The organism is Nocardia sp. CA-084685, assembly GCF_050955785.1.
Taxonomy (GTDB): domain Bacteria; phylum Actinomycetota; class Actinomycetes; order Mycobacteriales; family Mycobacteriaceae; genus Nocardia.
The window spans coordinates 65061-90727 of sequence record NZ_CP192095.1 but is presented as its reverse complement, the minus strand read 5'-3'; the positions used below and the strand labels follow the sequence as shown (position 1 = coordinate 90727).

At 64.5% G+C, this 25667-nt stretch carries 23 protein-coding genes and 1 pseudogene; 4 read left to right on the top strand and 20 right to left on the bottom strand.

What is annotated here, in order from left to right; translation table 11 throughout:
• Window positions 1-44 precede the first annotated feature (44 nt).
• On the bottom strand, window positions 45-299 hold the full coding sequence (locus tag ACQP2U_RS42540) for a hypothetical protein (protein ID WP_433717040.1): 255 nt from the start codon (window positions 297-299) through the stop codon (window positions 45-47).
• Between the two features lie 6 nt (window positions 300-305).
• Window positions 306-644 (bottom strand): DUF6247 family protein, encoded by a 339-nt coding sequence (locus ACQP2U_RS42535; protein ID WP_433717038.1) that lies wholly within the window; start codon window positions 642-644, stop codon window positions 306-308.
• Between the two features lie 300 nt (window positions 645-944).
• Between ACQP2U_RS42535 and ACQP2U_RS42530 the strand changes: the two genes are divergently transcribed.
• On the top strand, window positions 945-2555 hold the full coding sequence (locus ACQP2U_RS42530) for a hypothetical protein (protein WP_433717036.1): 1611 nt from the start codon (window positions 945-947) through the stop codon (window positions 2553-2555).
• Between the two features lie 114 nt (window positions 2556-2669).
• Window positions 2670-3008: a DUF6907 domain-containing protein gene (locus ACQP2U_RS42525; RefSeq protein WP_433717034.1), complete on the top strand. Its 339-nt coding sequence runs from the start codon at window positions 2670-2672 to the stop codon at window positions 3006-3008.
• A gap of 90 nt (window positions 3009-3098) precedes the next feature.
• Here ACQP2U_RS42525 and ACQP2U_RS42520 read toward each other — a convergent pair whose 3' ends face one another.
• The 13 genes and pseudogenes from ACQP2U_RS42520 to ACQP2U_RS42460 form a co-directional block, all read right to left on the bottom strand.
• Window positions 3099-3893, bottom strand: a complete 795-nt coding sequence (locus tag ACQP2U_RS42520; protein ID WP_433717032.1) for a hypothetical protein — start codon at window positions 3891-3893, stop codon at window positions 3099-3101.
• A gap of 298 nt (window positions 3894-4191) precedes the next feature.
• Entirely contained in the window at window positions 4192-4932 is a 741-nt protein-coding gene (locus ACQP2U_RS42515) for a hypothetical protein (RefSeq protein ID WP_433717030.1), read from the bottom strand.
• Between the two features lie 52 nt (window positions 4933-4984).
• Entirely contained in the window at window positions 4985-5911 is a 927-nt protein-coding gene (locus ACQP2U_RS42510) for a hypothetical protein (protein ID WP_433717028.1), read from the bottom strand.
• Window positions 5912-6015: 104 nt separating this feature from the next.
• Window positions 6016-6321 (bottom strand): hypothetical protein, encoded by a 306-nt coding sequence (locus ACQP2U_RS42505; RefSeq protein ID WP_433717027.1) that lies wholly within the window; start codon window positions 6319-6321, stop codon window positions 6016-6018.
• Between the two features lie 383 nt (window positions 6322-6704).
• Window positions 6705-8588: pseudogene (gene dnaG / locus ACQP2U_RS42500) on the bottom strand (DNA primase); the annotation flags it as partial.
• A gap of 153 nt (window positions 8589-8741) precedes the next feature.
• The gene (locus ACQP2U_RS42495; RefSeq protein ID WP_433717025.1) at window positions 8742-10004 is read right to left on the bottom strand and encodes a hypothetical protein; all 1263 of its coding nucleotides are present in this window, start codon (window positions 10002-10004) and stop codon (window positions 8742-8744) included.
• 819 nt (window positions 10005-10823) lie between these two features.
• Window positions 10824-11723, bottom strand: a complete 900-nt coding sequence (locus ACQP2U_RS42490; protein ID WP_433717023.1) for a hypothetical protein — start codon at window positions 11721-11723, stop codon at window positions 10824-10826.
• A gap of 446 nt (window positions 11724-12169) precedes the next feature.
• A complete protein-coding gene (locus tag ACQP2U_RS42485) occupies window positions 12170-12559 on the bottom strand; it encodes a hypothetical protein (RefSeq protein ID WP_433717021.1) in 390 nt (129 codons plus the stop codon).
• 27 nt (window positions 12560-12586) lie between these two features.
• The gene (locus tag ACQP2U_RS42480) at window positions 12587-13663 is read right to left on the bottom strand and encodes a hypothetical protein (protein WP_433717019.1); all 1077 of its coding nucleotides are present in this window, start codon (window positions 13661-13663) and stop codon (window positions 12587-12589) included.
• 288 nt (window positions 13664-13951) lie between these two features.
• The gene (locus ACQP2U_RS42475; protein WP_433717017.1) at window positions 13952-15127 is read right to left on the bottom strand and encodes a hypothetical protein; all 1176 of its coding nucleotides are present in this window, start codon (window positions 15125-15127) and stop codon (window positions 13952-13954) included.
• 276 nt (window positions 15128-15403) lie between these two features.
• The gene (locus ACQP2U_RS42470) at window positions 15404-16576 is read right to left on the bottom strand and encodes a hypothetical protein (protein ID WP_433717015.1); all 1173 of its coding nucleotides are present in this window, start codon (window positions 16574-16576) and stop codon (window positions 15404-15406) included.
• Between the two features lie 195 nt (window positions 16577-16771).
• Entirely contained in the window at window positions 16772-17950 is a 1179-nt protein-coding gene (locus ACQP2U_RS42465) for a hypothetical protein (protein WP_433717013.1), read from the bottom strand.
• A gap of 501 nt (window positions 17951-18451) precedes the next feature.
• A complete protein-coding gene (locus ACQP2U_RS42460; RefSeq protein WP_433717011.1) occupies window positions 18452-19390 on the bottom strand; it encodes a hypothetical protein in 939 nt (312 codons plus the stop codon).
• Window positions 19391-19878: 488 nt separating this feature from the next.
• Here ACQP2U_RS42460 and ACQP2U_RS42455 point away from each other — a divergent pair, with 488 nt between their 5' ends.
• The gene (locus ACQP2U_RS42455) at window positions 19879-20427 is read left to right on the top strand and encodes a hypothetical protein (RefSeq protein WP_433717009.1); all 549 of its coding nucleotides are present in this window, start codon (window positions 19879-19881) and stop codon (window positions 20425-20427) included.
• Window positions 20428-20484: 57 nt separating this feature from the next.
• On the opposite strand, the gene ACQP2U_RS42450 is transcribed toward ACQP2U_RS42455, so the two are convergent.
• The 3 genes from ACQP2U_RS42450 to ACQP2U_RS42440 all read right to left on the bottom strand — a co-directional run bounded on the left by ACQP2U_RS42450 (window position 20485) and on the right by ACQP2U_RS42440 (window position 22285).
• Entirely contained in the window at window positions 20485-20910 is a 426-nt protein-coding gene (locus ACQP2U_RS42450) for a hypothetical protein (RefSeq protein ID WP_433717007.1), read from the bottom strand.
• A gap of 449 nt (window positions 20911-21359) precedes the next feature.
• Window positions 21360-21680 carry a hypothetical protein gene (locus tag ACQP2U_RS42445; protein WP_433717005.1) on the bottom strand — a complete coding sequence of 107 codons (321 nt, stop codon included), beginning with the start codon at window positions 21678-21680 and terminating at the stop codon, window positions 21360-21362.
• 59 nt (window positions 21681-21739) lie between these two features.
• Complete coding sequence (locus ACQP2U_RS42440) at window positions 21740-22285, bottom strand: hypothetical protein (protein ID WP_433717003.1); 546 nt, start codon at window positions 22283-22285, stop codon at window positions 21740-21742.
• Window positions 22286-22520: 235 nt separating this feature from the next.
• On the opposite strand from ACQP2U_RS42440, the gene ACQP2U_RS42435 reads away from it, so the two are divergent.
• Window positions 22521-22931 (top strand): hypothetical protein, encoded by a 411-nt coding sequence (locus ACQP2U_RS42435; RefSeq protein ID WP_433717001.1) that lies wholly within the window; start codon window positions 22521-22523, stop codon window positions 22929-22931.
• Between the two features lie 271 nt (window positions 22932-23202).
• Here ACQP2U_RS42435 and ACQP2U_RS42430 read toward each other — a convergent pair whose 3' ends face one another.
• Window positions 23203-23958, bottom strand: coding sequence for a hypothetical protein (locus ACQP2U_RS42430; protein ID WP_433716999.1), 756 nt, complete (start codon window positions 23956-23958; stop codon window positions 23203-23205).
• Window positions 23959-24530: 572 nt separating this feature from the next.
• A complete protein-coding gene (locus tag ACQP2U_RS42425) occupies window positions 24531-25601 on the bottom strand; it encodes a hypothetical protein (protein ID WP_433716997.1) in 1071 nt (356 codons plus the stop codon).
• Between the last annotated feature and the right edge of the window lie 66 nt (window positions 25602-25667).

The window sequence follows — 25667 nt, the reverse complement described above, 5'->3', positions numbered from 1 at the left end:
CAGCCGGAAATGCCCACGCGTCGTGCAGATCTCAGCCGTAGGCCTCAGCCGACCCAGGTCACGCTGACCACGACAACGCGGCGATCCTGCTCCAAAACGACATAAACCGCCAAGCCTTCACCGTCGTGGCCGAAGATCATCCGTCGCATGCCGCTGTCCGGATTGTCGTCCCGGTAGGGCGGCCCTTCGTTCGGTGTCAACTCGAGAAAAGCGATGAGCTCGGCGTAGTGCACCAACGCCTCGGTGGGCAGACCATCGACCTGTGCTCGTGCGTCAGCGACGATCTCGTAGCGGTACACCCGCCCCTACCGGCCGAGTTTGGCGTCGATCTCGGCTCGATGCTGGGCAGCGCCGATCGTGGGCACGGCGCGACCGTGCTGGAGATCGGCGACCTGCGCGAGCATCCGGATATGGGCGTCGGGACCGTGCCGTTCAGTGGTCTCAGCGATCTCGCGGAAGGTGTTCAGCACCGCCAGCACACCCGTCAGGTCCAGGGACAGCGCCGCCGCCGACATTTCCTCGCCGTAGCGGCGCACGAACTCCTTCTGCTCGTCGCCGATCAAGGCATCGTGAATAGCGCGCGGAGTCGAGGCAGCCAGGAACGCGGGATGTGCCGACGAACTGGACAACTCGGGTGATGCCATACCGACACCATAACCCGACCACCGGCCTTCATCGCAGGTTCGATATTCGTCATTCGAAGTCGCCGTCGATATATCTGGCTTGCTGATCGGTCCTGTCCATCAGCCACCGGGTGCGGGAGCACGCAGCGAGTCCCGACAGCCCGTGTTTTCTGTACCTGGCCAAACCGATCCTCGACGGGCGAGCGCCCGGTCCGCGGAGAACGGGAGCGTCGGTGGCCGATGGCAGTATCGGCTCCAGGTCGAGTTCGGACAGGTCTGTCCCGGATGTGGGTGGTCCTGATCTACGAAGGGGAGTCACAGATGCCGTTGAGACTGATGATCCGCCTGCACCACGCCCGGCATGCGTCAGCGATCGGTTCCGGCGCGTTGCGGTGGCGGATATATCGTGCGGCGGCGAAGTCCAGCAAGTCTCGGACGCGTGCAGTGCTTCCACGCCATGTCGGGCGCTGGCGTCGCCGCGCCGCGGCGGCTATCTCGGCAGCGATGCTTGTGCTGTATCTCGTTGCGGGAGCGGCTGTCTCGATCGTCTTCACGGTCACGACACCGGCGTGGTGGGCAGCGATAGCGGCCGCAGCGGTGGTGGTGACTGGGCTGCTGTGTGTGGTGTACCGGCCGCGGATGCTGTGGCACGGAAACGCGGATGCTGGTGCGGCGTTGGTGTTGTGGCGGCGCCCAGTCGGCGGTGGGGTATCGGTCCAGGGATTCATGCGTTGGCCGCTGACCGATGCTTCCCGTGAGGCCGCGGTCGAACTCGGCGCGGATCTGGTGGAGATGGCGCTGGCGACGGGAACTGTGCTCGTGGCTCGTGTCGAAGTGCCCGCCCTCGTGGCACGCTATGAACTGGCGGGATTCCGTTCACCGACAATGGCTGAACGTCGCGCGCTGAGGTTCAGCCACCCAATGGGGTTGGTGTTCCTGCCCACCGAGCACACCGCCGAGCTGCCCCGCACGATCCGCGCCATCATCGATGGCACCCTCCTGCATGCCGAAACAGTCGCCTTTCCCGTCGCCCCGGATCGTGCTGCGTACGTGCGGCACGGCTTCGACCCGTCCACGGACACCATCGCCGTCGACCTCGGCAGCGTCACCCAAGACGACCGAGACCTACTTGCCGTCTATCTGGAACAGGTCAGCCAGCCCCACTACGGCGGCAAGCGGCGCGTCGCGGTTACAGCCCCAACGACTGCGGAGTTGCTGGAGGCGCTACACGCGCGCCACGCCGCCGAACGTGAGTGGCGAGAACAGCGCGACCACGATCGGGCCGAACGCATCGACTGCGCCCGCGCCATCGTCGACGAGCGACGAACCACGACTAGGACCAAGGTTGTCACCTACGAGGGGCAGACGATGTCGTACGAGATCCTCGTCCCGGACTGCCTGGATCTTGATCAGACAGGATTCGTTCTCGGCGAACCAGACATAGCGGAGGCTGCGGGTGCCGGGGAGTGGCTGTCCGAACTGGCTGCGGAGAACTCCCGCCGCCAAGCCGCCGCCCACACCGCCCTCCAACAGCGGGTCACGCGCGAGCGAGCCGAGAAGGACGCTGTTGTCGAGGTGATGCGCCAGTGGGCGCAGAAATGCGGCAGCGAGGGGCTGCAGATGCAGGTACAGCACGGCACCTGGCTCGCCGCGTGTGAGAAAGAGTGGCAACTCGCCCACGGCCCGGCGGACTTTCACTTCCTGCTTCCAGGCCAGTCGGTGGCTGGCGACGTACCCGCGCCTACCGCCACCGACCTGGAAGCGTTACAGGCAGTACGCCAGATCTGCGATGGAACCACCGTCAGCGACCCTCGGCTGGCGCGCATCCGCGAAGCCAACGGCCGCAAGTCCCAGAGCTATACCGCGGTTGGAGTAGCAATCACCGCACCAACCGGGAAACGGCGAATCCTATGGCGCTCAACTGCTGTGTAGTCCTCATATCTCTTGTGGAGTTGGGCGGCCGTGGCCGACAAGCAGGCAGAACCTCGGTGAGACAATCGCTGAGATTCGCGCAACAATGTCGACCGAACAGGGAGGGGCACGCGCATGGGCGAGTGGAGCGGAGCTCAGCAATCGACCGCCGGTGACGATGCGAATCTGGAGCGGAATTGCCCGCCATGGTGCGATCGCCACCTCGATCCGGACGAGCCTGACGCTGGACATACCCACTACAGCCCGAAGATCGACCTCCCGGTCTTCGGGACCGTTTCCAGCGGCGGCTCGACCCTCGAACTCGTCGCTGAGGATCCTGCCGACGGATCCGCCCGCCAACACGAGATCATGTTCACTCAAGGCCAAGTCGCCAGTGTCGTATGGACGCTCGATGAAGCGAGCAGCTTCGTCGAAAGCATGGCCAAGTTGATCGATCAGGCCCGTCAGCAATAGCGCCCCGCCGCGCCCCGAGCTCGGTGGCACGCGAGTGGACAGCGCGATTCAATCAGAAAGCAACCCCACATCTGGCTTTGCCGACAAGTTTCAGGCTGTGGGCTGCCTCGTCCAGGTGGGGGAGGTGCGGAGTAGCTCGGCGGTGATGACGGAAGGCTCGCGCTCGCCGGTGGGGCGTTCGTAGATGACGGAGTCGTCGGAGAGGATGTGCCAGCGGCCTCCGGCGATTGGTGCGCCGTTCTCGACATAGGTCTGGGTGGCGTCTAGGTCGCCTTCGGTCTGCTCCATCTGTGCTGACTCCGATCGTGTTTCTGGTTGAGCGGGTTGATTGTTGCTTGTGGGCCGTTGCCGGCGCGAAGGTAGGGCGGTAGCCCGCTGCTCGCGGCACGGCCGACGTGCAGATGCCTGCCGCAATACGCCTTCGGCGCGAAGTGTGTCTGTGATGGCTCCGGGCTGGAAGCGCAGCACGATCCGGTCGTCGATTGCGGCGCGCTCAGATGGCTTGAGGTGCCACCACATCGAGGTTTCCTCGACCCGAATCGGATCGCCAGGCAGGCTGAACCAGTCCACCGCGAACCCTGTCAGCTCGGCCAACGCTGTGAATTGTTTCCAGCGCGGGTAGAGAATTCCCAGCTCCCAGTGGTCGACGGCAGGTTCTTCGACACCGCACGCCTTGTCGACTTCGGGGCCATACAGCTCACGCATATCGAGGGCATGGGTGATCCGCCACGGAGTGACGAGTCCTGCTTCCCACCCTCGCCGGCCTTCGGCTTCGGCGGCGGCTTGTGCCGCGGCGGTCGCGTTCTTTCCGCTGTTGTGTGCTCGTGCGCGGCGGGCGGCCTCATCATCGGTGAGTCGTTCGCCTGCCTTTCCCCAACGGGTCACTCGGTCTCTGCCTCGCGATTGGGAGACGCGATCGCCGGGAATGGGCATGGCCTGCTTGTTGGGGCCGTTGGTGGGGTCGAGTAGGCGTTCATGTGGTCGGGCCAATCGGGTCTTGCCGCCGGGGCATGTGGTTCATCCGAGCGTATGACAGAGGGCTGACAATTCTCGGTGGCAAGATCGGCGAAATCGGCCGTTGCGACAGTGGCTACCGGCCGACTATTTCGTTTGGGAGTGGGCGGTGTCGAAATCGCACTGCTGGTGTATGGGCCGGTGAAAGGGAAACAACCGGCCCATAGTTTTAACGCTGACTGTCGCGTGGTGGCGTGTCGGTGTAGCCGGGGTTGGTTGTTCTGTGCTGGGTGCCAGTGAGGGCGCGCAGTGCCGTTGCGGTGAATGTGGTGGGGGTGAGGGCGGCGCGGTGCGCGCGGGTCATCGCAGCGAGTGTCGGCGCGAGCTGGAGATCGATGCTCCAGCAGTCGCCCGGGGCCATCGCGGTGGGGACATCGCGGGGGTGGGTGGGAAAGGCGGTGATGACGTCGGTGTCGCCGAGGTCGAGGGCCACCCATGGCCACCAGTGGCCGGTGGTGTTGCCGTCGACGCCACTGTAAGCGTTGAGGTCGGCCAGTTCGAAGGTGATCTGGGCGGCTTGTTCCAGCAGGGTGGGTGGGGCAGGTGTCGGAACGCGCGCCGGGGGGCCGGTGATGTCGGACCACACCTGCGTCCAGGAGCGGTTTTCGAGGACTTCCAAGCGCAGCAGTATCTCCACCATCGTGGTGTCGCGTTCGATCAGCAGCTGGGCGATTTGGCGTTGCACAAGGCCGTTGACGGCACCGGCGGGCAGTGGTGGCACCCCTGCCTCGGGGTCGGCGGGGATGTCGGGCAGCCATGCTCGTGCACCGTTCACCGTCGTCTCCCACCCTCCTGCAGGCTGACGGTTCCAGCCTGTGCGGTGCAGGTAGGCCGCGACCTGGTGCGACACTGGGGTGCCGGTGGTCATCACGGCGGTCACGTATTCCCATACGGTGTTGTTGAGCGTCATCGGTTGTGGCCTTCGGCGGGAGCGTTCGGTGTTGGTGGTGTCGAGGAGATCATCAATCGACCGAGCTGAACAAGCCAGGGGTCGTTGCGTCGATGCGGTTCTCGAACTCGTGGTCGGGGTCGAAGTCCCAGCCGCAGTACTGGTGGACCCACGCCAAGGTGTTGTAGATGCACGAGACGGCCAGGCGGGTAAGGGTTTCGATCTCGGCCTGGGTTACCACCAGCTTGGTGCCGAAGTGCTCACCATGGGCGATGAAACGTCGCCGCTCTCGGATCGCCGAGATGGTCGGATGGGTCTGGTTACACAGGCGAATGTAGATCCCCTCGCCAGCCTGGCTGTCGACGGTTGCGGCGCCGTTGTCGTGGAGCAGCGCGAAGAACCACTTGGCCGTATCGGTGAGGCCAAGACATCGTTGACCGTTGAGGATTGCCGGCCGATTGAAATCGGTGCCGACGGTCGAAGGGAACACCGCTTGGATCTCGGCACGCAATTCGTTGAATTCGCGCTTGGCTGCGAGGTATCCGGGCGAGGTCTTGCCCGCGAGCCGCTGAGCGGTGGTCTTCTTGTCCACAGCACTCAGATCGTGATCAATGTAGGTGCGCGCCAACCGATCCAGCGCAGGCTGTGAGGCGGGATTGGAACCCAGTAGCCAGCATGCGCGGGCGCAGTCCTCAAGAATTGACCGAGCCAACTGTGGCGGGGATGTAAGGACCTCGTCGGTTTCGTACAGCCCGGCGAGGCCGCCGCAATTGCCTGCGGCGAGTTCGAGGTAGGCGGCGACGGTTTCCAGGACGATGCCATCGTCGCGGATGTCCGAGACTTTGTTGAACGCGGCCAGGTCGGCTGCGGCAAGTGAGGTCTCGGCTGGCTTCCAGTGGTGGTCGTGAGAGATCCGCAGGAAGGCTTCGCGGCAGGCGCGCAGCAGTTCGGCTAGTTCGACCAACCGGTCGTGCATATCCGTCGACACCGTGTAGCGCATCGTGGCAGGGTACGTGGACGACCTGCGGCAGCGCATTGGATATTGCCAAGACACGTATGCGCGTGTGCAACATCGCCTGAAATGACAACGAGCAGCAGTCATTCTCAGCGTGGAAACTCGCTTTCCGGAAGCGGATCGGTGAAGTCGACCCAGTCGTCGTACTCTCGGAGGCAGACACCCAGATACAGCACTCGCAACTGGTCACCGTCGACCTCTGCACGAATTCTGGTGCCTCCCTGGAGGTAGCGGCTGCCAGCGATCAGGTCGATGCTCCCGTCGCGCAGAACAACCCGGACCACACCGGTTTCTGCGAACAACGCGGCTTCCAAGAAGTAGTCCTTCTTCTCTTCACGCACCGAGACAGCAAGCGGGCCATCGGTGACGTAATACCGAACGGGTTGCGGCGACATACAGCATCTCTCCGCGCGGAGATTGGGACCTGGCACGTTGGACTCGTAACCAGCCTAGGAGGCAACCGTGCACCACATGGGGGATTGGCTATGTTGATCTCGTTGTGCTCGAAACTCGCGTGGCCGCCGCAGATGCCGTTGAGCGACAGCGGCGCGCCCGCCCGAGTGTGGGAACACGGACTGAAAGTGGACGTGTCGTCTGAGCATCGGTGCCGAGCGGTTTGACGGTGCTACACATCAATCCCAGGCCCCGCCGTGTCCATGGGACTTTCTTGTGGTGAGCTTGAATCAAGGGGCGGGAACGGCAACGGGTTTGAAGTGGGGTGGGCATGCCCAGCAGATTCGGTGTGTAGATCGACGCGACCGTTCTGTTCATCGCCGTTGCCCATTGCCTGCGCCAGCAGGCTCTTGCGGTATTGCTCGAGCGCCACGAGGTCCGCGAGCAGGGCCATGTACTCGTCGGAATGTTCGGTCGAAGACACCCGCTGCAACTTGGACTTCAACTCCGCGATCTGACGACCCACCCACGCCTCCTGGGTGCGGGCCAGGACACCACTGACGAAGCGTTGAATGCCGTCGACTGACTGCACCGGCAGCGGCTCGGCGGCCAACTCCGAAACCAGGTCACGCAACGTGAGATCGGCGGTGTGTTCGCAGACTCGGTTCACCCATTCGGCTCCGTCGAGCCCTGCAGTGGCGCCCCCGGCCGCAGCAATAGCGGCCCGCACGGTGACATACGCGGGATCGGTGAATGCCTCCGGCTCCAGCGCATCGAACACCGGCCCGGCCAGCGCGGGATACTGCAGCGCCGCCGCAAGCAGCTGCCGCTGCGGCACCAGCACTGAGTCGTTCGCGGCAGGCCGGGCAGCGAGATGCCTGGAAACCGGTGCGGCGGTTACAGGTTCGCGGACCGAGGTACCCGCCCCGCGGGGACCTCGTCGCGCGGCGTCTCCCACTCTGCGCACCACGGTCTGGATGTCGTCCCAGCCGACCCAGCCAGCCAGCTTGGTCGCGTACGCCTTGCGCAGCGCGTTGTCCTTGATCTGCGCCACCACCGGCACGGCGCGGCGCAGCGCCTCCACCTGTCCCTCGGCGGTATCCAGGTTGTGGTCGGCGAGCAGACCGCGAATCACGAACTCGTACAACGGGGTTCGCCGGGCCACCAGGTCGCGCACGGCGCCGTCGCCGGAGCGCTGGCGCAGTTCGCACGGGTCCTGGCCGTCGGGGGCGATGGCGATATAGGTCTGTCCGGCCAACTTCTGGTCGCCCGCGAAGGCCTTCAGCGCCGCCGCTTGTCCGGCCGCGTCACCGTCGAAGGTGTAGATGATTTCGCCACGCCAGAAGTTGTCGTCCATAAGCAGTCGGCGCAGTAGGGCGAGATGCTCGTCACCGAAGGCGGTGCCGCAGGAGGCGACGGCGGTTTTCACCCCGGCCAGATGCATGGCCATCACGTCGGTATAGCCCTCGACCACAACCGCCTGATGGCCCTTGGCGATCTCGCGCTTGGCGTGATCCAGGCCGAAGAGCACCTGAGACTTCTTGTACAGCAAGGTTTCCGGCGTATTGATGTATTTGCCGGGCATGGTGTCGTCGTCGAAGAGCTTGCGTGCACCGAAGCCGATGACATCACCGCCGAGATTGCGGATCGGCCACAGCAGCCGCCGGTGGAAGCGGTCGATCGGGCCGCGCTGGCCCTGCCGCGACAGCCCGGCCGCCTCGAGCTCCTTGAAGTCGAAACCCTTACGCAGCAGATGCTTCGTGAGCGTATCCCAGCCCGCCGGGGCGTAGCCGCAGCCGAATTGCTGGGCGGCATTGCCGTCGAAGTTGCGGTCGATCAAGAATTTGCGCGCCACCTCGGCATCGGGCTCGCGCAATTTGGCCATGTAGAACTCGTGCGCGGCGGCATTGGCGGCAACCAACCTGGCCCTGGTGCCGCGGTCGCGCTGCACCGAGGTGCCGCCGCCTTCGTAGTTGATCTGGTAGCCGATCCGATCGGCGAGCTGCTCCACCGCCTCGACGAAACCGGTGTGCTCGACCTTCTGCAGGAAGGCGAAGACGTCACCGCCCTCACCGCAGCCGAAGCAGTGGTACAGGCCGTGGTTGGGCCGCACATGGAATGACGGCGACTTCTCATCGTGGAATGGGCACAGGCCCCTCATGGAGTCCGCACCCGCCCGCTTCAGCGCGACATACTCCCCCACCACATCCTCGATCCGGACGCGATCGCGTATTGCCGCGACATCGCGATCAGGAAGTCGTCCAGCCACCATCGCTCCCAACGTCTCGACGAGCCAGTGCCGCTCACCATAGCCACAAGGACCGACGAGAAACTCCAGCTCCGACAGGCGTCAAGTCCAACGCCAGCGGATCGCGGACGAACTGGCAGGTTGATCTTCGAGCCGGTGCACAGCGAATCCTGGTCAGATGGTGGGACCGTCCGGATATTCGTCGAAGTAGGGCGCCAGCATTTCGACGTTCGTCATAAGCGAATAACCGAACGTCGGCGCGGGCAGTTCGGACGCCACTGCGGCCGCGTCAGCGTCATTGAGCATCGCCGCACGAAATCCGGTGGCATGCCGATCGCCAAGGTTGCGGTCTCCAGGCCCAGCCTCAGACATCCCGATCAAATAGTTGCGCACCAAGTCGGTCAACTCGACAGCCTGGCGGCTGAGGAATTCAGCGAACTCGCCAGAGTTCACAGCGGTGTCGCAGGCAGGGTCACCGACACGGGGCCACGGCAGTGACAGTTGGTCGAACAGAACCGCCACGACACTGGCCGCGGCCTCATCGGGCAGACTGTGCGGCGACATCGGCCACAACAGCTCTTGGTCGGCGTCGCTGCCGCGATGCTCGCACATGGTTGCCATCAATATGTCCCACAGCCCGATTCGGATCGCGGCACCACTGGCATGAGGGACAAACAGTTCGCCCGTGCTGGTGGCGCGCAGCGTGTCCACGGCGTCAGCGAGTTCGGGCACCGTGGCTTCGACCGCGAATCGAGCGGCGGCGATCGATCGCTCCAGCTTGCCTGTGTACGGAAGGAAGGTGCCGGTGTCGTCGCGCCATCCCACCTGCCACTGGTACAGCAGGACCGGTGCGGTGCGATGAGGCGAAAACAACTCGGTCTCCGAATCCACTACGCGTCTATCACCTTCGTACAAGCTGACGCGCGCCTCCAGCGGTCGAGGCGCGCCCGCCACCGGGCAGACTGCGACGTTCACACCTGGTGATGTTTCCTTCCACCGCAGTGGTGATGTCGCCCATTCGCTGACGCGGAGGAATCCTTCGCCGAGCAACGCCAGGTGCAGCCGCAGCGCCATCCTCAACACACCCAGTTCGCGCTGCCGCCATTGATCGGGGCCGACTGTGGTCAGCATGGTCAAAGTGGCGTCGGCCCACGCGTGACGGTCGGAGATCGAATCGACGGTCTCCGACAGCGGTTGATACATCCCGGCACCCTCCCGCGGCGTGGTCAAACGGCACGCCAGCACAGCGAGACGCTGTGAGAGCCCGAATTGCTGTACAGCAGTGAACAATTCGCTCGGCTTCAACCGCGAGACGAGCACGTCGAAATACGCGACGGCATCTGTCAGGGACTCAGGGATGGGCGGGTCGTGAACAGCGCTGAGGTCGGCGATCGTCGCAGCGTCATAGAGATCACCGACCGTACGCAAAGTTCCCACCGGCGCAAGATCGAGCCTCTCAATAGCCTGCCGCAGCAAGGTCTGGGCCAGTGTCCCGGTGGGTCGGGGTCGGGCGGTGAAGTCGCAGACCGCGTCCGCCACAGCATCAACCGCCACAGTCAATGCCGCTGCCGCGCGAGAAGATCGCGAGGTCGGCTGTCCCAGCGCGGAACCGATGTGCACTCGACAACCTTAGTCACGCCGACGACTTCGGTGGGCAGGGCAGGTTTTGCGGCGCGCTGGGGGCGTTTCGGCGAATGTGTGGATCAGCTGAACCGGGCCAAAACTCGACGGCGCAATGAACTCGCAGCCACCAGCCAGCCCAGCATTGTGCGCAGCCTCCAACCCAGGGCGCTGACTATCCCAGTGCGGCGTCCCGCAATTCGACGTCAGCCTGGTCGAGGCAGCCATAGTTGCGAGCGGAGATGGGACCGGGCGTGAGGTGGGGCGTCCAGCGCGCTGATTGCTGCCTATGCCCACGTGGTCGGCCGCGGTGGACTCGATCCCCGTCGGAATCGGTCCGTGGCAACGCGAATACTGCCCTTTGGAAGGCCGTCGTTTACCGCACTTCCCGCGGATCCGAGCGCGGCGCGCCTGGCCGCAGACACCGGCGCGCGGGCTGCGATTGGTCCCGGGCTGGATCGGTAAGGGTCCAGCGGTCGAGTAGTTCGTATCCAGATCGCCACAGGGAGATGTATCAAACGATGCGCTTGGATATCAGGTGATCTGTGGGAATCCGCTGCGCGGCTGGTCGGTCGCTGAAGGCGCGAGTCGACGTTGTTCTCGGCGTTCGCCACATGATCCCACAGCGACCGCCGGTCAACTCACCGGCGTGCCATCAAGATCCGCAGTGGTTGTGCCACTGAGGATTTCACGCCGATCGGGCCGAGTAGAGCGCACCTCGAGCGCGACCGCCGCGAGGATGACGGCTGTCGCCACCACGGAAATCGCGGTGATCGCGGTTCCGAAAACGATCGCAGCGATAACCGGGGCCGCCACGGCCTCGTTGAGTCCGAGGACTCCGGCTGTGGGCGCGTCCAGCCTGCGTAAAGCCAACCAGAAGAAGATGAATCCTGGTCCGAGCAAGCCCGCTCCAATCGCCGCGAGTTCGACGATCGCCGAGCCCGGTAGCGGTGTCCACGCCAGCAGCGGCAGACCCAGGCACGAGGCCGCCCCCAGTTGCAGTCCCGCCGATGTCATCGCATCCATGGTCGAGGACCTGGTGGCGACGATCGAAATCAGCGCGGCTACGCACCCAGCGCTCGCGACAGCCAGCACGCAAGCCGTCACGCTGGCTGCGGTGCCGCTGCCGTTCGTGGAGGCGCGCACACTGATCAGGGTGATCGCTGTGGCGAGCAGACCCAGTTCGGTTAGCACGGTCCAGGTGATCTTCCGTCGCCGGGTCACGAGCGCGAAGCCGAGGAGAATCACCGGTGAGGTCAGGTGCAACGCCACCACCGGCGAAAGGGGTCCCAGCCGCAGCGCAGTAACGAACAACGCCAGGTTGAGGACTTCGAGTAGCCCCAGCCGTAAAAACAGTGACCAGTCTTTGCGAAGCGCCCGCCACGGGCGAGAACCGCGGATCGCGGCGAGTGCGAGCAGTGTCGCGGCTCCGCCCCCGGCCGCCACTGTCGCCGGACCGCCACCATCGGCGGCCAGGTGGGCGATCCCAGCGCTCGCTGCGCCCCACAGAGTCGTCGCAAGCACCATCAACCCCATGGCGCTCCACCCGCGCGCATCATGGGAGCTGAACGCAGTCGTGATCAGTCGGCGATGGCGGATTGTCTGAATTCGTTGCTCTGCACGGAATATCGGCACCGATTCATTTAGCCCCGGGCAGGGCGAATCGGGACCCGGAGTTCGCACAGCGTGTGGGAGAACAAGCTGCGCAACATCGCTCGGTTAGCTGCGGGGCAACCTACTGCGCGCAAACAGCATTGGCGGCAAGCTCACCACACCACCGATGTGGCACCGTTTCTTGGTCACCTCGAGATCGGCCTTGTGGCCCGGTGCTGTCGCCCTCGTTGTCAGTCGACATGAGCGATGCCAGCGAATACCCGCGCGGCGGGGTCGCACGAAACTCATCGGCCCGCACACCATCTCACTACCCCTGTACTGCAATGGCTTTCGATCGCCCTGCGCAGCTGTCATTGTGGGGCGGTTGCTTACGCGAAGGTCGCGGCCGCATCGAGGCCAGCATCGGGTGCGGGCGGCGCGTCGTGGGGTGTGATCTTGCTGGAGCCGGTGCTGGCATGCGTGAGCAGTGTGCATCGCAGTGTATCGGCATGTAGTTCGGGGAGGCCGGTCTCGTCGAGTGTGGTGGTGGCAGCGTCGGGTTGGGTGATGGTGACGTCTTTCCATGGTCCGTGGCGGGTGGCGGCTCGGACGATATCGCCGCTTTCGTCGAGCTTCAGAAGCAGCAGGGCGGCCTGGCGGCGTTCGTTGACCGTGACGGCGGCGGCAGCGTACTCGTACTCGGGTCCTTCGGTGATGGTGTAGTTGTGGCCGTTGTAATGCACGATTTGGCCGACATAGTCTTCCGCAGCTTTGATCATCGGAGTCTCCGCGCTCGGTGTTCTGGGCTACAGCGCGGTGGCGGCGCCGATGTCGGCTACCGGTGGCGCGGATTCCGTTGCGGGGTTGGTGATCTGGTGGCCCTCGACCCGGGCAGGTGCTGCAGGGTTGGGGTGCACAAGGAGGACGGTGAGTGCGTCGGGGGGATCGGTGAGGGTACGCGCTGTGGTGGCGGGCACCGTCGAGGTGGTGTTCTGAGGTGTGGTTGCTGGGTTCGCCCCGCCGGCGAAGACACTCGGGTAGAGGTGTTGGGCGGCCCATTGCGGCAGCCGAGTGGGGTCGCTGGTGATGTATTCGGTTTCGCCGCTGCGTGCGGCGTGGTGGGAGATCAGGTCGTAGCCGCAGTTGTGCAGTTCGTCGAGTATCTCGTTGGCGTAGCCGTCGCGGCCGCCGGATCGGCGTTGCAGTCGATCGAGTTTGTGGTGGTCGTCGAGCCAGCGTGCGACGGCGGCGAAGTCGGGGTCGATGATCACGGTGATGTGGTGGGCACGAGCCAAGTGCGGGTCGACCGGCGCGACGAGGTGCGCCATGGCGGCGGGGGTGTGGGGGAGGGCGCCGAGGGGTTCGGCGTCGGCCATGGCTTCATCGGTGGCGCAGCCGTGGCGGAAGGCGCGGCCGCGGTCTCCGGCGGTCGTAGGAGCGCCGATCAGCCGCCAGGGATCGCGGCTTTCGCGGCCTATATGAACGGCGATCCAGCCTTCTGGAGTGCGGCGAACTTCGCCACCGGCGAACCCCCGCCCAGGGCGGTCGGGGATCGTGACGAGGCCGGTTTCTGTGGTGGACGTCGACCGATCGTGGGTGTCGATTCGCAGCGCGGCAGCGGCCGGGGTGCCAGGGATGGTGGCGACGAGCTGCCCGGGATCCAGGAGCCAGTCTTCGGCGATTCCGTTCCGGTGTCCTGGCCCGCTGGGGATTTTTCCGATGAACTGCCACCCTTTGTTGTGGTCCTCACGGATTCGGACGGCGATCCAGCCTTCAGGGCGGCGGCGCACTTCGCCGAGCAGGCTGCCGGGAGCTGGGCTTAACCCGCTGGGGCGCACATCTTCCCATGGCGTCGGTGTGCTGGTCAGTTCAGGGGTGGTCATCAAGTGGCTCCGTCCTGGCCGCGTCGAGTCGACCACCGGTTGGTGGCTTGTGCTCTGCGATGATCATCACGGCCGAGCGCGCCATGTCGACGGGCGATCCGCACGCACGGTGTGTGTCCGCTCGGTGTGAGGGTGAAGTTGGCGATGCGCGCGACTACCGGCAGTGTGTGAGCGCGCCTGGTCGACAGCGCTCGTTTGAGTGCCACGCTACGAGACCCGCGTGGTGCGGCGGGCGGTCGCGGCGCACCCTGGAATCGGTGATGAGTCAATGGGTTTGGGTGCGGTCAGCTAGAGGCCTGCCGTTGCGGCGTCGGTGGTGAGGTGGTCAATGAACCCGGGTTGCGGCGGGTTCGGCTCGGATGCGGGTTTTCTGCTGGTTGCTGGGGTGGTTGGGTTGAGGAACACTGCGTTGATGCTGTCGTTGCTGGGATCGGTTGGCGATCCGATGGTGTGCTGATTGTCATCGGCCCACAGCGCCAGCTGAGGGTGGCCAGCTGGGATGGTGTCGGTGACTGCGCGAAGTAGTTTCTGCCCAGTACTTCTCGTGCTGTCGTGGGTGGCGCGGCCGAGTGCGTCGCTCTTGTATCCGGTGTGTTCGACGCTGTCCGGCCGGGCGGCTGGTGGGGGTACCTCAAGGGCGGTAGTGGCGTTGTTGTGCAGAGCCTGTTTCACAGGTTGTTGGTGATCCTCGTCTGGTGCGGCCGTTGTCGACCGCTCAGTGAAGTCCACCTTCACGATTTCGGCTGACGGGCTGACACCATGCCAATCAGTGTTGTAGTGCGCAGTGTCGATGCCGCAGTTCATTTTCAATGTGACACCGGTGCTTTGGGAGAACTTCTGGTATTCGCCGTCCCCGGTATTGGGTGTGAAGTGGCACTTACCGCTGTAGGTGAACGGTGCCGACATTTGCGGGATGATGAAGAGCCCATAGTCGGCGACCTGGGCGGCGACAGCGATTGCGTGGTACTCGAACTTGCGACCGGTGTAGCCGGGAGCGTTGCCGCTGCGTTTGATCGACCCGAATGGAGGGTTGCCGATCGCGACATCGAACCGGCCCAGTCCCATATCAGGTACATCAAGAATGTCGCCGCACACCCAGGTGGCTTCAGGCATGACCTTCTTGCCGACTCGCACATACTCGGGATTATGTTCGACACATACGAATTCGCGCGGTGGAAGACCGTTCTGGCGGCGGAGCAAGTCTCGGCAGGCGAAACTCAACCTCCCGATCCCGGCACCGAGATCAATCACACGAATTCCCCAGTCAGGCATTTCGATAGAGAAGTCGCTTGCCAGTCCCGCAGGTGTGAAGAACGCACCGTGTGTGCTATTCAACGCCGTCGACACCTCCTGGAAATGTTCCAGGACAAACCACTTCTCCTCCTCGTCCAACTCGCGGTCGAGGTCAACGAGCTCAAGGGCCAGCTCATGCCGCTTTTCCTCCGCCTTGGTCAGTTTCGCCACTGCGCCCTCCTCAATTGGTGATCAGACATTTGGTGCGTGGCTGTCGATTTCGGAAAACCGGGCCATGCTCGAAGCTATGGCCGCGATGGGGCGCGACGGGGAGCTATTCACCCTGGCCGGGGGCACACCGGCAGTGGGTGTCCGCAGCAGGCTCGAGCAGAGCGGGGACCTCGGGGCAACGGGAGCGGGATGACGAAAGGCCCTATAGCACAACGGCTTCGATGAGGTCAGCCAGCTCCCATGCGGGCGATGCTGCGAAGCAGGCCGGTGATCAGGTCATAGCGCAGTGCTGGGTGCGGGGCTCGCCTCAGCGTCGACCGGCAGCGGTGGTCTGGGCGTGGTGGACGCGTCTGGCGCACGGGCTGGGGCCTTGTCGGTGTGTCCGGCGACTGCAGGGCCAAGGTCGATCGTCGGTGCGGTGGCTGTATGTGGTTCGGCCGCAGGAGTTTCGGCGACGATACGCGCCACGATCGCGCGTTCGGCATCGGTCAGGGTTCGTCGTTGCGGGTCTTCGCCTCCCAGGAGCCAGGCTCGGGTGTGTTCCCACATCTGGCGTTTCCAGCCGTGGGTGAGGGCGTGCTGCGCTTGCCCGCGGCTGCCCCAGTTGTCGATGGTGGTGCCGTCGGGATGGACCACGCTCCAAGAGCGGATGTTGCCCGCGTGTTTTTCGCGCACCGTCCATTGGTCGGGGCTATTGGTCAGATGGCGGCGCGCCAGTATCTCGAAAGCCCGCAACGCCGCGGCCTCGTACTCAGCGCGGTCCGGTGCCGCTGTCACGGTGCGGGAACTTGTTGTGGTCGTCGCGGGCGAGGGCGGTGTGGCATCGATGGCGCGGATCAGCCGAGTCATCGGCATCTCGAGGCTGCCCATCAGGTGAGTGAGCGCGGCCCAGGTCACGACACGGTCAGTGGAGGTGGAGTTGCCAGGGCGCGGTAGCCACACACGATCGCGGAAGCGTTCCCAGCAGGTGACGTGTTCGGTGTCGTCGACATGCTGCCAGCCGAGTTCGCTGAGGAAGGCAGTGATCTGCCGCGGATCGGCGAGGTAACCAGCCAAGCGCCACTGCACGATCTTCGCGGCGAAAGCCTCGGCTCTGCGGCTCTCGGCTTCGGCGACCAGGTGGTGCGGCACGGGGTCGAGCGCGGTGTCGGGTTCCCAGTTGAAGAAGCCAGGCCACTCCACCAGTACCCACTCGGGATCGGGTGGTGCAACTGACATCACGCTGATGCGGCGGCCACCGATATCGATGGTCGAATGCGAGTGCACAGCACCGACCCCGAGCGGCCGGATTACGCCAACTGCGCGGTTGGTGTTGGGATCGGTCGAGCCCAAATCTATCCGGTTCTTGGCCCAGACGAGGGTGCCCGATGGCAGTAGCAGCCGGTCGTGGGTCGGTGTCGGGAGAGACATCATGGCAAAGGTCCTGTCGATATCAATCGGTTCAGGCACCGCGCCTGCTCGACGGCGATTGAAACGGGGGCGAGGGTTGGCCCCGCCGGCCAGGTGCCGCCGAGGGCGGGGTTACCCAAAGGGTCTATGCGGGGGCGATTTCGGTTGCTGGCATCGGATGCCTGCGCGGGATCGACGCGACACTGGGATGGTCGTTTGCGTGGGTCGCTGGCCGCGAACGATTGTTGTGGGGGCCTATACGCCCAGAGTAGTAGCGGCGGTCGTATGCGTGTTGGTCGTCAATGGTGTGGGGTGGGGTGAGTTGGTGTCGGGTGTGGTGAGGTGTGCAGGGCGTGCCACCACGGCGTGGCCCGCCGCCTCCACGTCCAGGTCGGTGATGATCACGTGCCCTTTAGCCCGGGCCAGATGCGCGAGGTCGGCGATGAAATCGCTGGCGATCTCCTCGAAGAAATCGCAGTCCAACTCGCTGAATATGGTGTGCGCCGGGTTGGTGTGGCCCGCGTAGGTTTCGAGTCCCGCGGCGGCGGCCGCAGCGAATGCGCGCCGATCGGCGCTGATATCCGCAGGAGCGGTACTTCCGGGGTCGGCCACCGGTTTGTGCTGTGAGTTGGCAGTGGTCACCCCGGGCAGTTGCGGCAGGCCGATGTCTGGATCGATTCCCGGATGCCGGCGCTCGTCGATCTCTTTCACACACTCCTCGCGGAAGCGGTCCATTCCACGGCCGGTGACGGCGTAAAGGTCGCTGCCTTTGTCGGTGGCCAGTTCTGCCAGTGCATCGACGAAGTCCCCGACTACCCGCTCGAACAACGCGCGGCTGTGCAGGTCGGGGCCGAGAATAGGCCGGGAGTACCCCGCAGCCGCCGTGAAGGCCTCCACGGCCGCGCATGCCCAATCCGCGCGGGTGGCGTTCATTTCGGCTTCGCTGTCAGGGATTTCCCGTTGTGTGGCCTCGCTGTCTGCCTGTGTGGGTTGATTTCGGTGGCGGTAGGCGGTGGTCGTCGCGTCATCGATCGCCTCGCGGACCGCGTCGTCGATCAGTTCGCGGACCGCGGGAGTGAAGGGTGCCACGGTGTTGGTGTCGGCGTCGAGTAGCGGTGTCAGCACGACCGGTCCGCGCCAGCGCGGGAACTGATCGCCGACAGGGAGTGGGTGCTCCCGCAATATCGTGGGGAGCAGCACATTGTCGGGAAGGTCTGCTGATTCCAGGCCCACGCACCACAAGCGTTGGGAGTCCACGCCACCGCCGCGGGTGAGTAGGCCCAGGCGTAGATCCTGGTCGGTGACGTCGGTGCCGAGCGCTTCGCGTAGATATCGGGAGGCGATGTCCACTACACCTTCGCCGCGGGCGCGCTGGGCGAACTCCACGCGGCCGTCGTGGTGCAGGACAGCGATACCAGCTTCGTGATCAGACATTTCGTGCTCGGCTCTCGGAAGTCAGGGAACGGTGGTCACGCTCGAAGCTATGGCTGCGGGAGGGCGTGTTGGGGGCGTGTTCACCCGGGCTGGGGGCACACCGGCTGGGGGAGTGGCCGGAGTGGCCGGGGTCCCGCAAGGGCTGGCTCGGCGCAGCAGTCAGTGCTGAAGCGGCGGTGGGTAATTCCGTTGCAGGCGTGATGGTTTCGCTGCTGGTGGTGTGAAGCGCTTCGCGTGACGCGATCTGCTTCACGCAGGGGCATGCGGACCCAGGCGCGATGGAGCTGTCCGGGTGGACAGCTCCATCGCGCAGGCCGTCGCCGCAGCCGGCGAGTCGACACCCCTCCCGCAGCCGGTGAGGTCTCCCAAGGCTGGGCGGGGTGAGGTGTGTGGGCCGGACTGGCGGCGATTGTCCTGGGGACCCCTGTTGAATTCCGTTGTGGTTGGACTGGCTTCGCCGTTGCAGATGCCTTTGCCGCGGTGCTGGGCTGCCGTTGGGGGCTACATGCCGAGGACGGCGGCGGTGGTGTCGATGCTGGTCGTCAGGGGCGTGGGTTGGTTTGTTGGGTGGGGTGGGTCGGTGTGTGTGATCGTCGGAGTGACTGCGGTGAGGGCGGCGGCGGTGAGGCATTCGGTGGTGAAGTCGTCGATGACTTCGAGTTCGTCGCTCGCGGTTTCGATCTGATGGTGCGTGTTGATGTCGGCAACGACGGTGAGTGGAGGTGGAGTGAACAGGGTGAACTGGTCGGGGTCGGGCGTGTGGATCCTGCGTTCTGGTCGCGGGCGGCCCCGGCGGGTGTTGTGGGCGTTGTCGCAGTCTCTGGCGAGTGCAGGGTCGTAGGCGAGGATGGCGGACTCTGCGTGCGCGCGGGTGCTCCAGGACAGAACCGTGGGCAGGTTGATGTTGGGGGCCTTGGTGATATAGCCGCCGTCGACACTGTCGCAGCCGATGGAGCGGGCATAGTTGTAGCGCAGTTCCGAGTTAACCCTTCCCATATGCACCCATTTGCCGATGCTGGAGGCAACAGCAGCTAGGTTGGCGGCCTCGGGCCCGAGCTTCCAGGCAGTATCACCAGCGATAAAGAGGCAATCGATCTCCTCCCACAGGTCTGGGTCAGCGCATAGCTCCATCATGTTTTGGGCGGCGAAACCGACCGGAAACCCCATCTCCCGGATGCGAGAGAAAAGCGGGCGTGAACGGGCGAGGGTGGCGAAATGGTCGCCGACGACGTCGGGGGCCAGGACGAACAAGCAACTCTCGGCATGCGGGCGCAGTCCCGACAGCCACTCCAGGAACTTCTCATCGCCAGGGTAGGACCCACCATTTTCGCCCCACACGGCGTTGTCGGCACACCACAAGGCGTAGTCATCGTGGATCGCGTGCCGGGAGCGGGGAGTGGTGATCGCGCCGAGAGCTCCGGAGCGGATCGCCCACTTCACCCGCGGACCGGTCGGTGGGGTGAGATACAGCGGTGGTGCATTCATGGTGTGCTCGCTGGACAAGTGGGATCGGCTTCGGCTGCAGGAGTGCGGGATCGAATAGGTGACGACCAGCGCACTGCGCCCCATCGTCACCGCCAGCCACGACACTATGGCCGCGGTTTCACACGCGTTGTGTGCCTGCTCGTTGCCACCGGCCATCGGATTGTGTGCGTTGCGGCGGCCTTTGGGCCTGCCATAGGCCTCCGATTTGGCAATCCCCGCGATATCTCCCCCGCGCGCCGGGCGGGTCGCGGTGAACGCTCACGGTGTTCGGTGCGCCTCGGGGCGGGTGCCCGGCTGGTGGCGGCAATGAGTTTCTTGGGGAGTACACACCAGCGGTGTGTGTGAGCGCTCCAGGCTCGGCTCGGCAGTGCTGGGGTGGTGGGTGTGCAGCGCGACATCAAGGGCGCGCCGTTTCCCGACATCGAAGCAAAGTGAGGGCAGCGATGGCTGTGACACGCACCGAGATCCGCGTCGAGGATCCCGAAATCAACCGCTACTCTTTCGATCCCTGGGACAGCATCGGCCCATGTTCGCTGGCACGGGGCTACGCCTCGATCCAATCCACCCAGGACTCAGAGGTTTACGGCCTGTGGTGTAGTCCGGCGGCGCGGAAGATCGTGGAGTACGCCGAAGGCGACGTCACGGTCATCGCCTGCGACAGTGACGACGAGTTCGTCGAACAAGTCCGTGAGCGGCAAGCAGGAAACAACAGGCGCGGGTGGGGCGCACACATCGATACCGGAATCCATGACGGCTTGCGGCAGCGGTTCGTCGACCTCGGCCTCGGCGACATGTTCTATCCCACGCAACGGCCGGCGGTATCCGAGAGCGGCGTCGAGGGCTTGGACGCGGCGACTGCCGGGCGTTCGGTCTCCGACGCGAATCCGGTTCCTGGCTCGCCGCAGGTTGAACTGGGATCAGCCGGACCGGACCTGGCACCCGCGCCCCCGTCGGTTGACACGCCATCCGGGGGCGTGGCCGCATCAATGTGAGCCCGCGCTATTGCGCTGCGGGCGAGGAGGTTTCGGTGAGTGCAGGTTGGGGACTGGTTACAGCGCGGTTCCAGTGTCGAGTGTGGTGGTGTGGGTGGCCAGTGGGGTGGCGGGCACCCCGTCGTGGGGTGTGGCTGCGGAATCTGTTGTGGCAGGCAAGGTTTCGGCTTTACCTGGAGTGAGGGGAGCGATACGGGTTGGCGCTACGGCAGCGATCGCGCCCAGGTCGGGGAGGGCGTCTTCGGGAAGAAGGCCAGCGGCAGTGAGAGTCCAGTGCTGCCCGGTGGCGATGTCGCGCCACACTTCCCGATGTTGGCTGGGTGCGCGCTCGACCGTCACTGAGCGGTCCCGCTCGTTGGGCATGTCGGGGTTGTCGCACGTGGCGCGGTCGATGCCCATGGTGCGGGCGTGACGGATCGCCCGTGTGATCATTTCTTCGCGTGTGTGGAAGGGGTCGATGTTGATCTCAGTGCCGATGGCCATGGTTTCCTAACAGGTGCTGATCACAGGCCGGTGCCGGTGGCTGGTGCGACGACAGGTGGTCGGTTGCGGTTGCGGCGCGGATGTTGTGGATGGGTTCGGTATATGCAGCTTCGGACAGGTCGCTAAGCGGGTGAGAACGCTGGTGACCACAACGAGGATGCGGACTTGCTGGAACAGGGGCCTTTCGGTTCGACGACGAATTACGCGGTGGGGTGCGGTGTCCAACCGCTGGGGCCCTTTCGTCTGGCACGCCGAACGGTAGTTGTGAAAGCAACGGGGTGCGACCCCGATTCCCACATGCGGTGGGTGACTGATTTCGCTCTAGGGTGCAGGCCCGTTCCGCACTGGGGTAGTGGCCAGGAAGTGGACTCCTCGGCGAGTCCGAACAGGTCACCGCAGGGGGCCAGCGAAGGAAGAACGGGGAGCCACACGTTGTTGCTCGGAGTCGCTCATGTGGTGGTCTTCGAGCTGCTGCTGAGCAGGTGGTCGAGTTGTTCGCTACGGCGGATGACTTTGGCCGCTGCGAGGCACACCGCTGCCAACGATGTCATGGATGCAACGGTGACAGCCTTCACGATCAGTCGGCCCTCGGCGCTGATGGTTCCGATCAGCCATGCCGCCGCGGCGAGTACCCCAACAGGCAAGAAGCGGCGGACGAGGCGATCAGCATGACGGTTGGTGCCGAGGCGACCGAGCCCGGACGCCACGATCAGACCGACCACGAAGGCGATCAGCAGCAATGTTGCCAGCCACATCCACCAGACGCTCATGTCTCTACTCCTTGTTCTGCCCCATTCGAATTGGTCAGTGCTGCAGCGGTTTCGGCACGCTAGTCCATGTTTTGTGTCCGATGGGTGGAGGTGTTGCGGCCAATCCTCATCTGCTGTTCGAACGCGAAGGCAATACTCTGTGCTCGAGACCCCGGGTCGAGGAATTCGGGGGCATAGCGCAAGGAGAGGTTGCGACGACGCCATGCGGCCAGATCGAGGGCGCCCCAGCATGCGGCTGTGGTGACCAGGACGATCCCGGATATGGCGAGGTGACCGGTGAGCGCGGGAACAACTAGCAGGAGCGCCAGCATTATCACTATGCCCAGCAGCAGGAAAGCGGCGCCAGCGGTGTGTTCAGCGATGAAGCAGCACCCCCGGTCGAAGCGGCGGGTCCAGGGTTTGCAGGTGTAGAGCACGTGGCGTTCGATGATGTAGTTGTCGAGGTCGTCGATCAGCTCGCCAGGGTCGCGGTGTGGGTTGTACTCAATGAGCAACCGCGCCGCTTCGTCGTAGGTCAGTCCAGTCCCGTGGATGCGCATCGCGAGCGTCGCACTGTCGAAAAAGAATAGGTCGTCGGACGGGTCGAGGGACGCGAAGGCGGACACTCCGCCATTATGCGCTGTGTCGACGACCAGTCCGTGCGCTGAAGCATCCTGAAACCGCCTGCTGGGCACGCGGTCCCATTCATGCTCGGTGTGTGCCTCATCGTGGTTTGCCTGAATTCCGGTATGAACTGATATCAGTGTGACCTGATTTCAGTTCATGTGAGTAGGATGGGGTTGTGGACATCGATACCGAGTTGGCGAATTTCCTGGGGGGCGCAAAAAGCTTGTCGAGGCGATGACGCGCGAGTTCCGTAGTGGCACAGCAGCTCGGGTGATCGCGCGGGAGGTCTCGCCCGCGTTCGGCCGCGATGTTGTCATGGGGTATCTGGCCGGTGTAGCGATCGCCGACACGGCTCGAAAGGCGTTGGCCGAGGCCGGGCTCGGGGCAGTGGTCGGGGTCAGTTTGCCGCGATTCGAAGTTGTGCCGCGTGATGCGACTTTGGCCGCCTCTGCCGACCCGTCCGAGGTGGAGGACTATCCCGGGCTTCCATGGCGGGTGCGGGCGGCGTTGCGTGATTTCCATATCACCGTGGGCTTGCCGCGCGGAGAGGAGTGCGATCCGGGTGAAGACCTGGATAGCTGTGTCAACCGGCTGTTGCTCGAGGGTGAGCTGGTGCGTTTGGTGAAGGTCAAGCCTCGTACCTGAGAGCGGCACCATCGGCTCGCATTCTGAAAGTGGTGAGGATGGGTCACGCGATCGGAATGGAGACGCGCAGATGACCACACACCGTGGCAGGGTCGATTCCGCCGGGCTGGTCAGTTCCAGCGTGCATGTTTGCTCTTGTGGTGGCCGGTTCATCCTCGGCTACATCGATGAGGAGAATTTGTGATGCCTGGCAACAGGTTTCGAGCAACCGAAGTGGCCGATCCTGTCGGCCGACGCGAGCGCGAGACCGTGTGGCTCAAGGTGCGGCGGATCAGGCCGACAGAACCCGAACTGTGATGACGACATCGGCGTCGTTTGCGTAGTCGCGTCGGAAGTTGCCGTCTGCAGCCTGGCTTCCGACCAGAGTTCCGTCAGCCGTCGCAACCCGATCAGGGAGGAGCAGTCCAGGATTCGGATATTTGTTCGATAGCAACCTCGCGGAGCCCGGAACGATGTCCACTTTGAAAGGCTCCGCGCTACGCAGCACCACCCCGTCCCAGATCTTTTGCGGAAACGCGTTCGACGACGAAATGACAGCCTGCAGGGCAATGCTTCGACCGGAACAAAGAGGCAGGTCGATCTCCACCCTCGTGTCTTTCGCTACGTACTCGTCGCCATCGCGAGCTCCGTTGTGAAGTAGCACGCGCACGAAGTATTCGTGTCCTGCCCGAACCTCAAGCTGATCTGCCCATGCACCTGCTTGAACGTGCGATGACTCTTTGATTTGAACGAAGTTCCGCTCGTCACCATGGTGTGGGTTGTCACGCTCGATGTTGAAGCTCGGTGTCTGCGAGTAATCGCTGGGACCGACGGTCGGGCGGTCCGGGCCCCAGACTGCGTCCGCGCCGCTGTGGTCAGACGAGCACCGCTCGTTCGAGCTGGCCATCGATGTCGGCGCTTCGTCGTCGCGAGGCTTGTCGCGGTTGACGTAAAGTAGGCCGCCCAGCGCAACTACTGCGACCAGGGAAGGAACCACGACACGGCTGAGCCACCAATGCCAGCGTCGCTCCTTGAACTCTTCGGACACTCTCGCATACTGCTCGAACGCGCACAGCAACGGTTTGAAATGGCGCGACTGCGGACAAAAAACCTGACGGCCTACGGCAACGATGCATGCAGCTGACGGTGAAAGGCTCACGCACATCGGCGCTTCCGAATGCTCGCGGCAAAGGCAGGCCACCGGTCAGCAGACCTCTGCCCAGCGCAGCAGCAACCTGCCATCGGTGACAACTCTCGTCTCTCGCATGCAACTCTCCCCCAACGCCGTGCACGACAGCCAGCGGCGGTGACAACTAAGACCTGCTGTCGCAACATTGAGCCCCGCACGGGCTTCCGGGTACGCCCACCAGCGGGCGGGCTTCCGACTGGTCAGTGAGTCGGAGGACACCATCGCGACGACGTCGCCGCGGTGCGCGGCAAGAACCGCGCCGCACCAGTGACCAGCACCCACCATCAGCTGCTCACATCTGTTGTGCCTCGAGCACGACTGGCACGGCAGGGGAAGACCAGTCCAAGACCCTCCTTCACCAGGGACAGCGCTCTACTGCCCGTTCCAGCCAAAGACGGTGTCGGGGAAGCTAGCGGCGAAGGAGGTGACGGTCATGGGGCGGGGCTCGGCGCGTCGACGGTCGAAGGGAGATTCACTGGCTGGGGGCCGCGGGTCGTGCTCATGGGATCGTCGGTCGGTGTCGTGGTGGTGCCGTGGAGATGGCCGCAGGTGGCCGCGGCCGTGAGGCCGTCGTTGGTGAGGGTTTCACCGTAGGTGAGCATGGCAGCGTGGCGGTGTTGGTGGGCGTGACGCAGCAGGGTGTCGATACCGCCGGGGTCGTTGATGTGGGTGAATCGGTGCGGGGCGATGACGGGTCCCCAAGTGGGATCGTCACGGAGTTCGAGGTGGTTGATCAGGTGATTGTCGAGGGCGGCAGCGGCTGCGGCGCTGGCGCGGTGGGCTTGTTGCTTACGTGCGGCGTGTTCGGCGTCGTAAGTGTGTTCGTCGGCGTCGCTTGATGCCATGTATTCGGCGAAGTCGCCGGGATAGTCGAGCGAGTGCAGTGTGTGTTCGGCGGCGCGGGCGATGTCGGCGAGCAGGTCGGCCTCCGCGCGTGTGGCGGTGTGTCCGCCGCGGTCGTACCAGCGGTCGGCCAGCGCGGTCAGCTCGGCGGCGGGATCGATCAGCATGGACTGGTGGCGTGGTGATGTCGCTGGTATCGGTGGGGTTTGTTCGGCGCGTGCGGCGGTCAGGAACTTGGTGAGGTCGGCGGCAGTGATGTTGTCGACATCGATCACAACGGCGGTCGTGTAGTCAGTGTGGGGCCCGGCAGCGTCGGTGGTGACTTTCAGCCCTACGCGAGTGTCGGGGCCGACCGAGCCGGTGTGGTCGAGGGCGGTTTGGATCGCGGCGGCGCGGGTCGCGGCGGGAGTTCCCTGCGCGAAACTGCGCTCCCCGACCCGGAAAAAGACAGTGTGGTCGCTGTTGTAACGAGCATTGAGGTGGTCGGCGGCCGCACGCAACCATCCCCACCGACTGCTGGCAGGCACCATGTTCGGGTGCGCGCACAGCAGCTCGAGCAGGTGGGTTTCGGCGTAGGCGACTTCCAGGCTGGTGTGGCCGTGTCGCATAGTCTGGGTCTTCACCAGCGCCCACACCGCATCCGGGGTGCTTGTCGTCATGGCAGGATTGGCCCTTTCGTTGGGTGCTGTGCTGGTATTTGGGTAATCGTCAGCAGGTGCATCGGC

What these genes read in the sequence shown, in the direction of transcription:
- ACQP2U_RS42490 (WP_433717023.1), bottom strand. Translation starts at nt 11,723, where the DNA reads ATGGGGTTGATGGTGCTTGCGACGACTCTGTGGGGCGCAGCGAGCGCT.
- ACQP2U_RS42525 (WP_433717034.1), top strand. Translation starts at nt 2,670, where the DNA reads ATGGGCGAGTGGAGCGGAGCTCAGCAATCGACCGCCGGTGACGATGCG.
- ACQP2U_RS42505 (WP_433717027.1), bottom strand. Translation starts at nt 6,321, where the DNA reads ATGTCGCCGCAACCCGTTCGGTATTACGTCACCGATGGCCCGCTTGCT.
- ACQP2U_RS42530 (WP_433717036.1), top strand. Translation starts at nt 945, where the DNA reads ATGCCGTTGAGACTGATGATCCGCCTGCACCACGCCCGGCATGCGTCA.
- ACQP2U_RS42480 (WP_433717019.1), bottom strand. Translation starts at nt 13,663, where the DNA reads ATGACCACCCCTGAACTGACCAGCACACCGACGCCATGGGAAGATGTG.
- ACQP2U_RS42535 (WP_433717038.1), bottom strand. Translation starts at nt 644, where the DNA reads ATGGCATCACCCGAGTTGTCCAGTTCGTCGGCACATCCCGCGTTCCTG.
- ACQP2U_RS42450 (WP_433717007.1), bottom strand. Translation starts at nt 20,910, where the DNA reads ATGGCCATCGGCACTGAGATCAACATCGACCCCTTCCACACACGCGAA.
- ACQP2U_RS42465 (WP_433717013.1), bottom strand. Translation starts at nt 17,950, where the DNA reads ATGTCTGATCACGAAGCTGGTATCGCTGTCCTGCACCACGACGGCCGC.
- ACQP2U_RS42435 (WP_433717001.1), top strand. Translation starts at nt 22,521, where the DNA reads ATGACGCGCGAGTTCCGTAGTGGCACAGCAGCTCGGGTGATCGCGCGG.
- ACQP2U_RS42515 (WP_433717030.1), bottom strand. Translation starts at nt 4,932, where the DNA reads ATGACGCTCAACAACACCGTATGGGAATACGTGACCGCCGTGATGACC.
- ACQP2U_RS42425 (WP_433716997.1), bottom strand. Translation starts at nt 25,601, where the DNA reads ATGACGACAAGCACCCCGGATGCGGTGTGGGCGCTGGTGAAGACCCAG.
- ACQP2U_RS42445 (WP_433717005.1), bottom strand. Translation starts at nt 21,680, where the DNA reads ATGAGCGTCTGGTGGATGTGGCTGGCAACATTGCTGCTGATCGCCTTC.
- ACQP2U_RS42455 (WP_433717009.1), top strand. Translation starts at nt 19,879, where the DNA reads ATGGCTGTGACACGCACCGAGATCCGCGTCGAGGATCCCGAAATCAAC.
- ACQP2U_RS42510 (WP_433717028.1), bottom strand. Translation starts at nt 5,911, where the DNA reads ATGCGCTACACGGTGTCGACGGATATGCACGACCGGTTGGTCGAACTA.
- ACQP2U_RS42485 (WP_433717021.1), bottom strand. Translation starts at nt 12,559, where the DNA reads ATGATCAAAGCTGCGGAAGACTATGTCGGCCAAATCGTGCATTACAAC.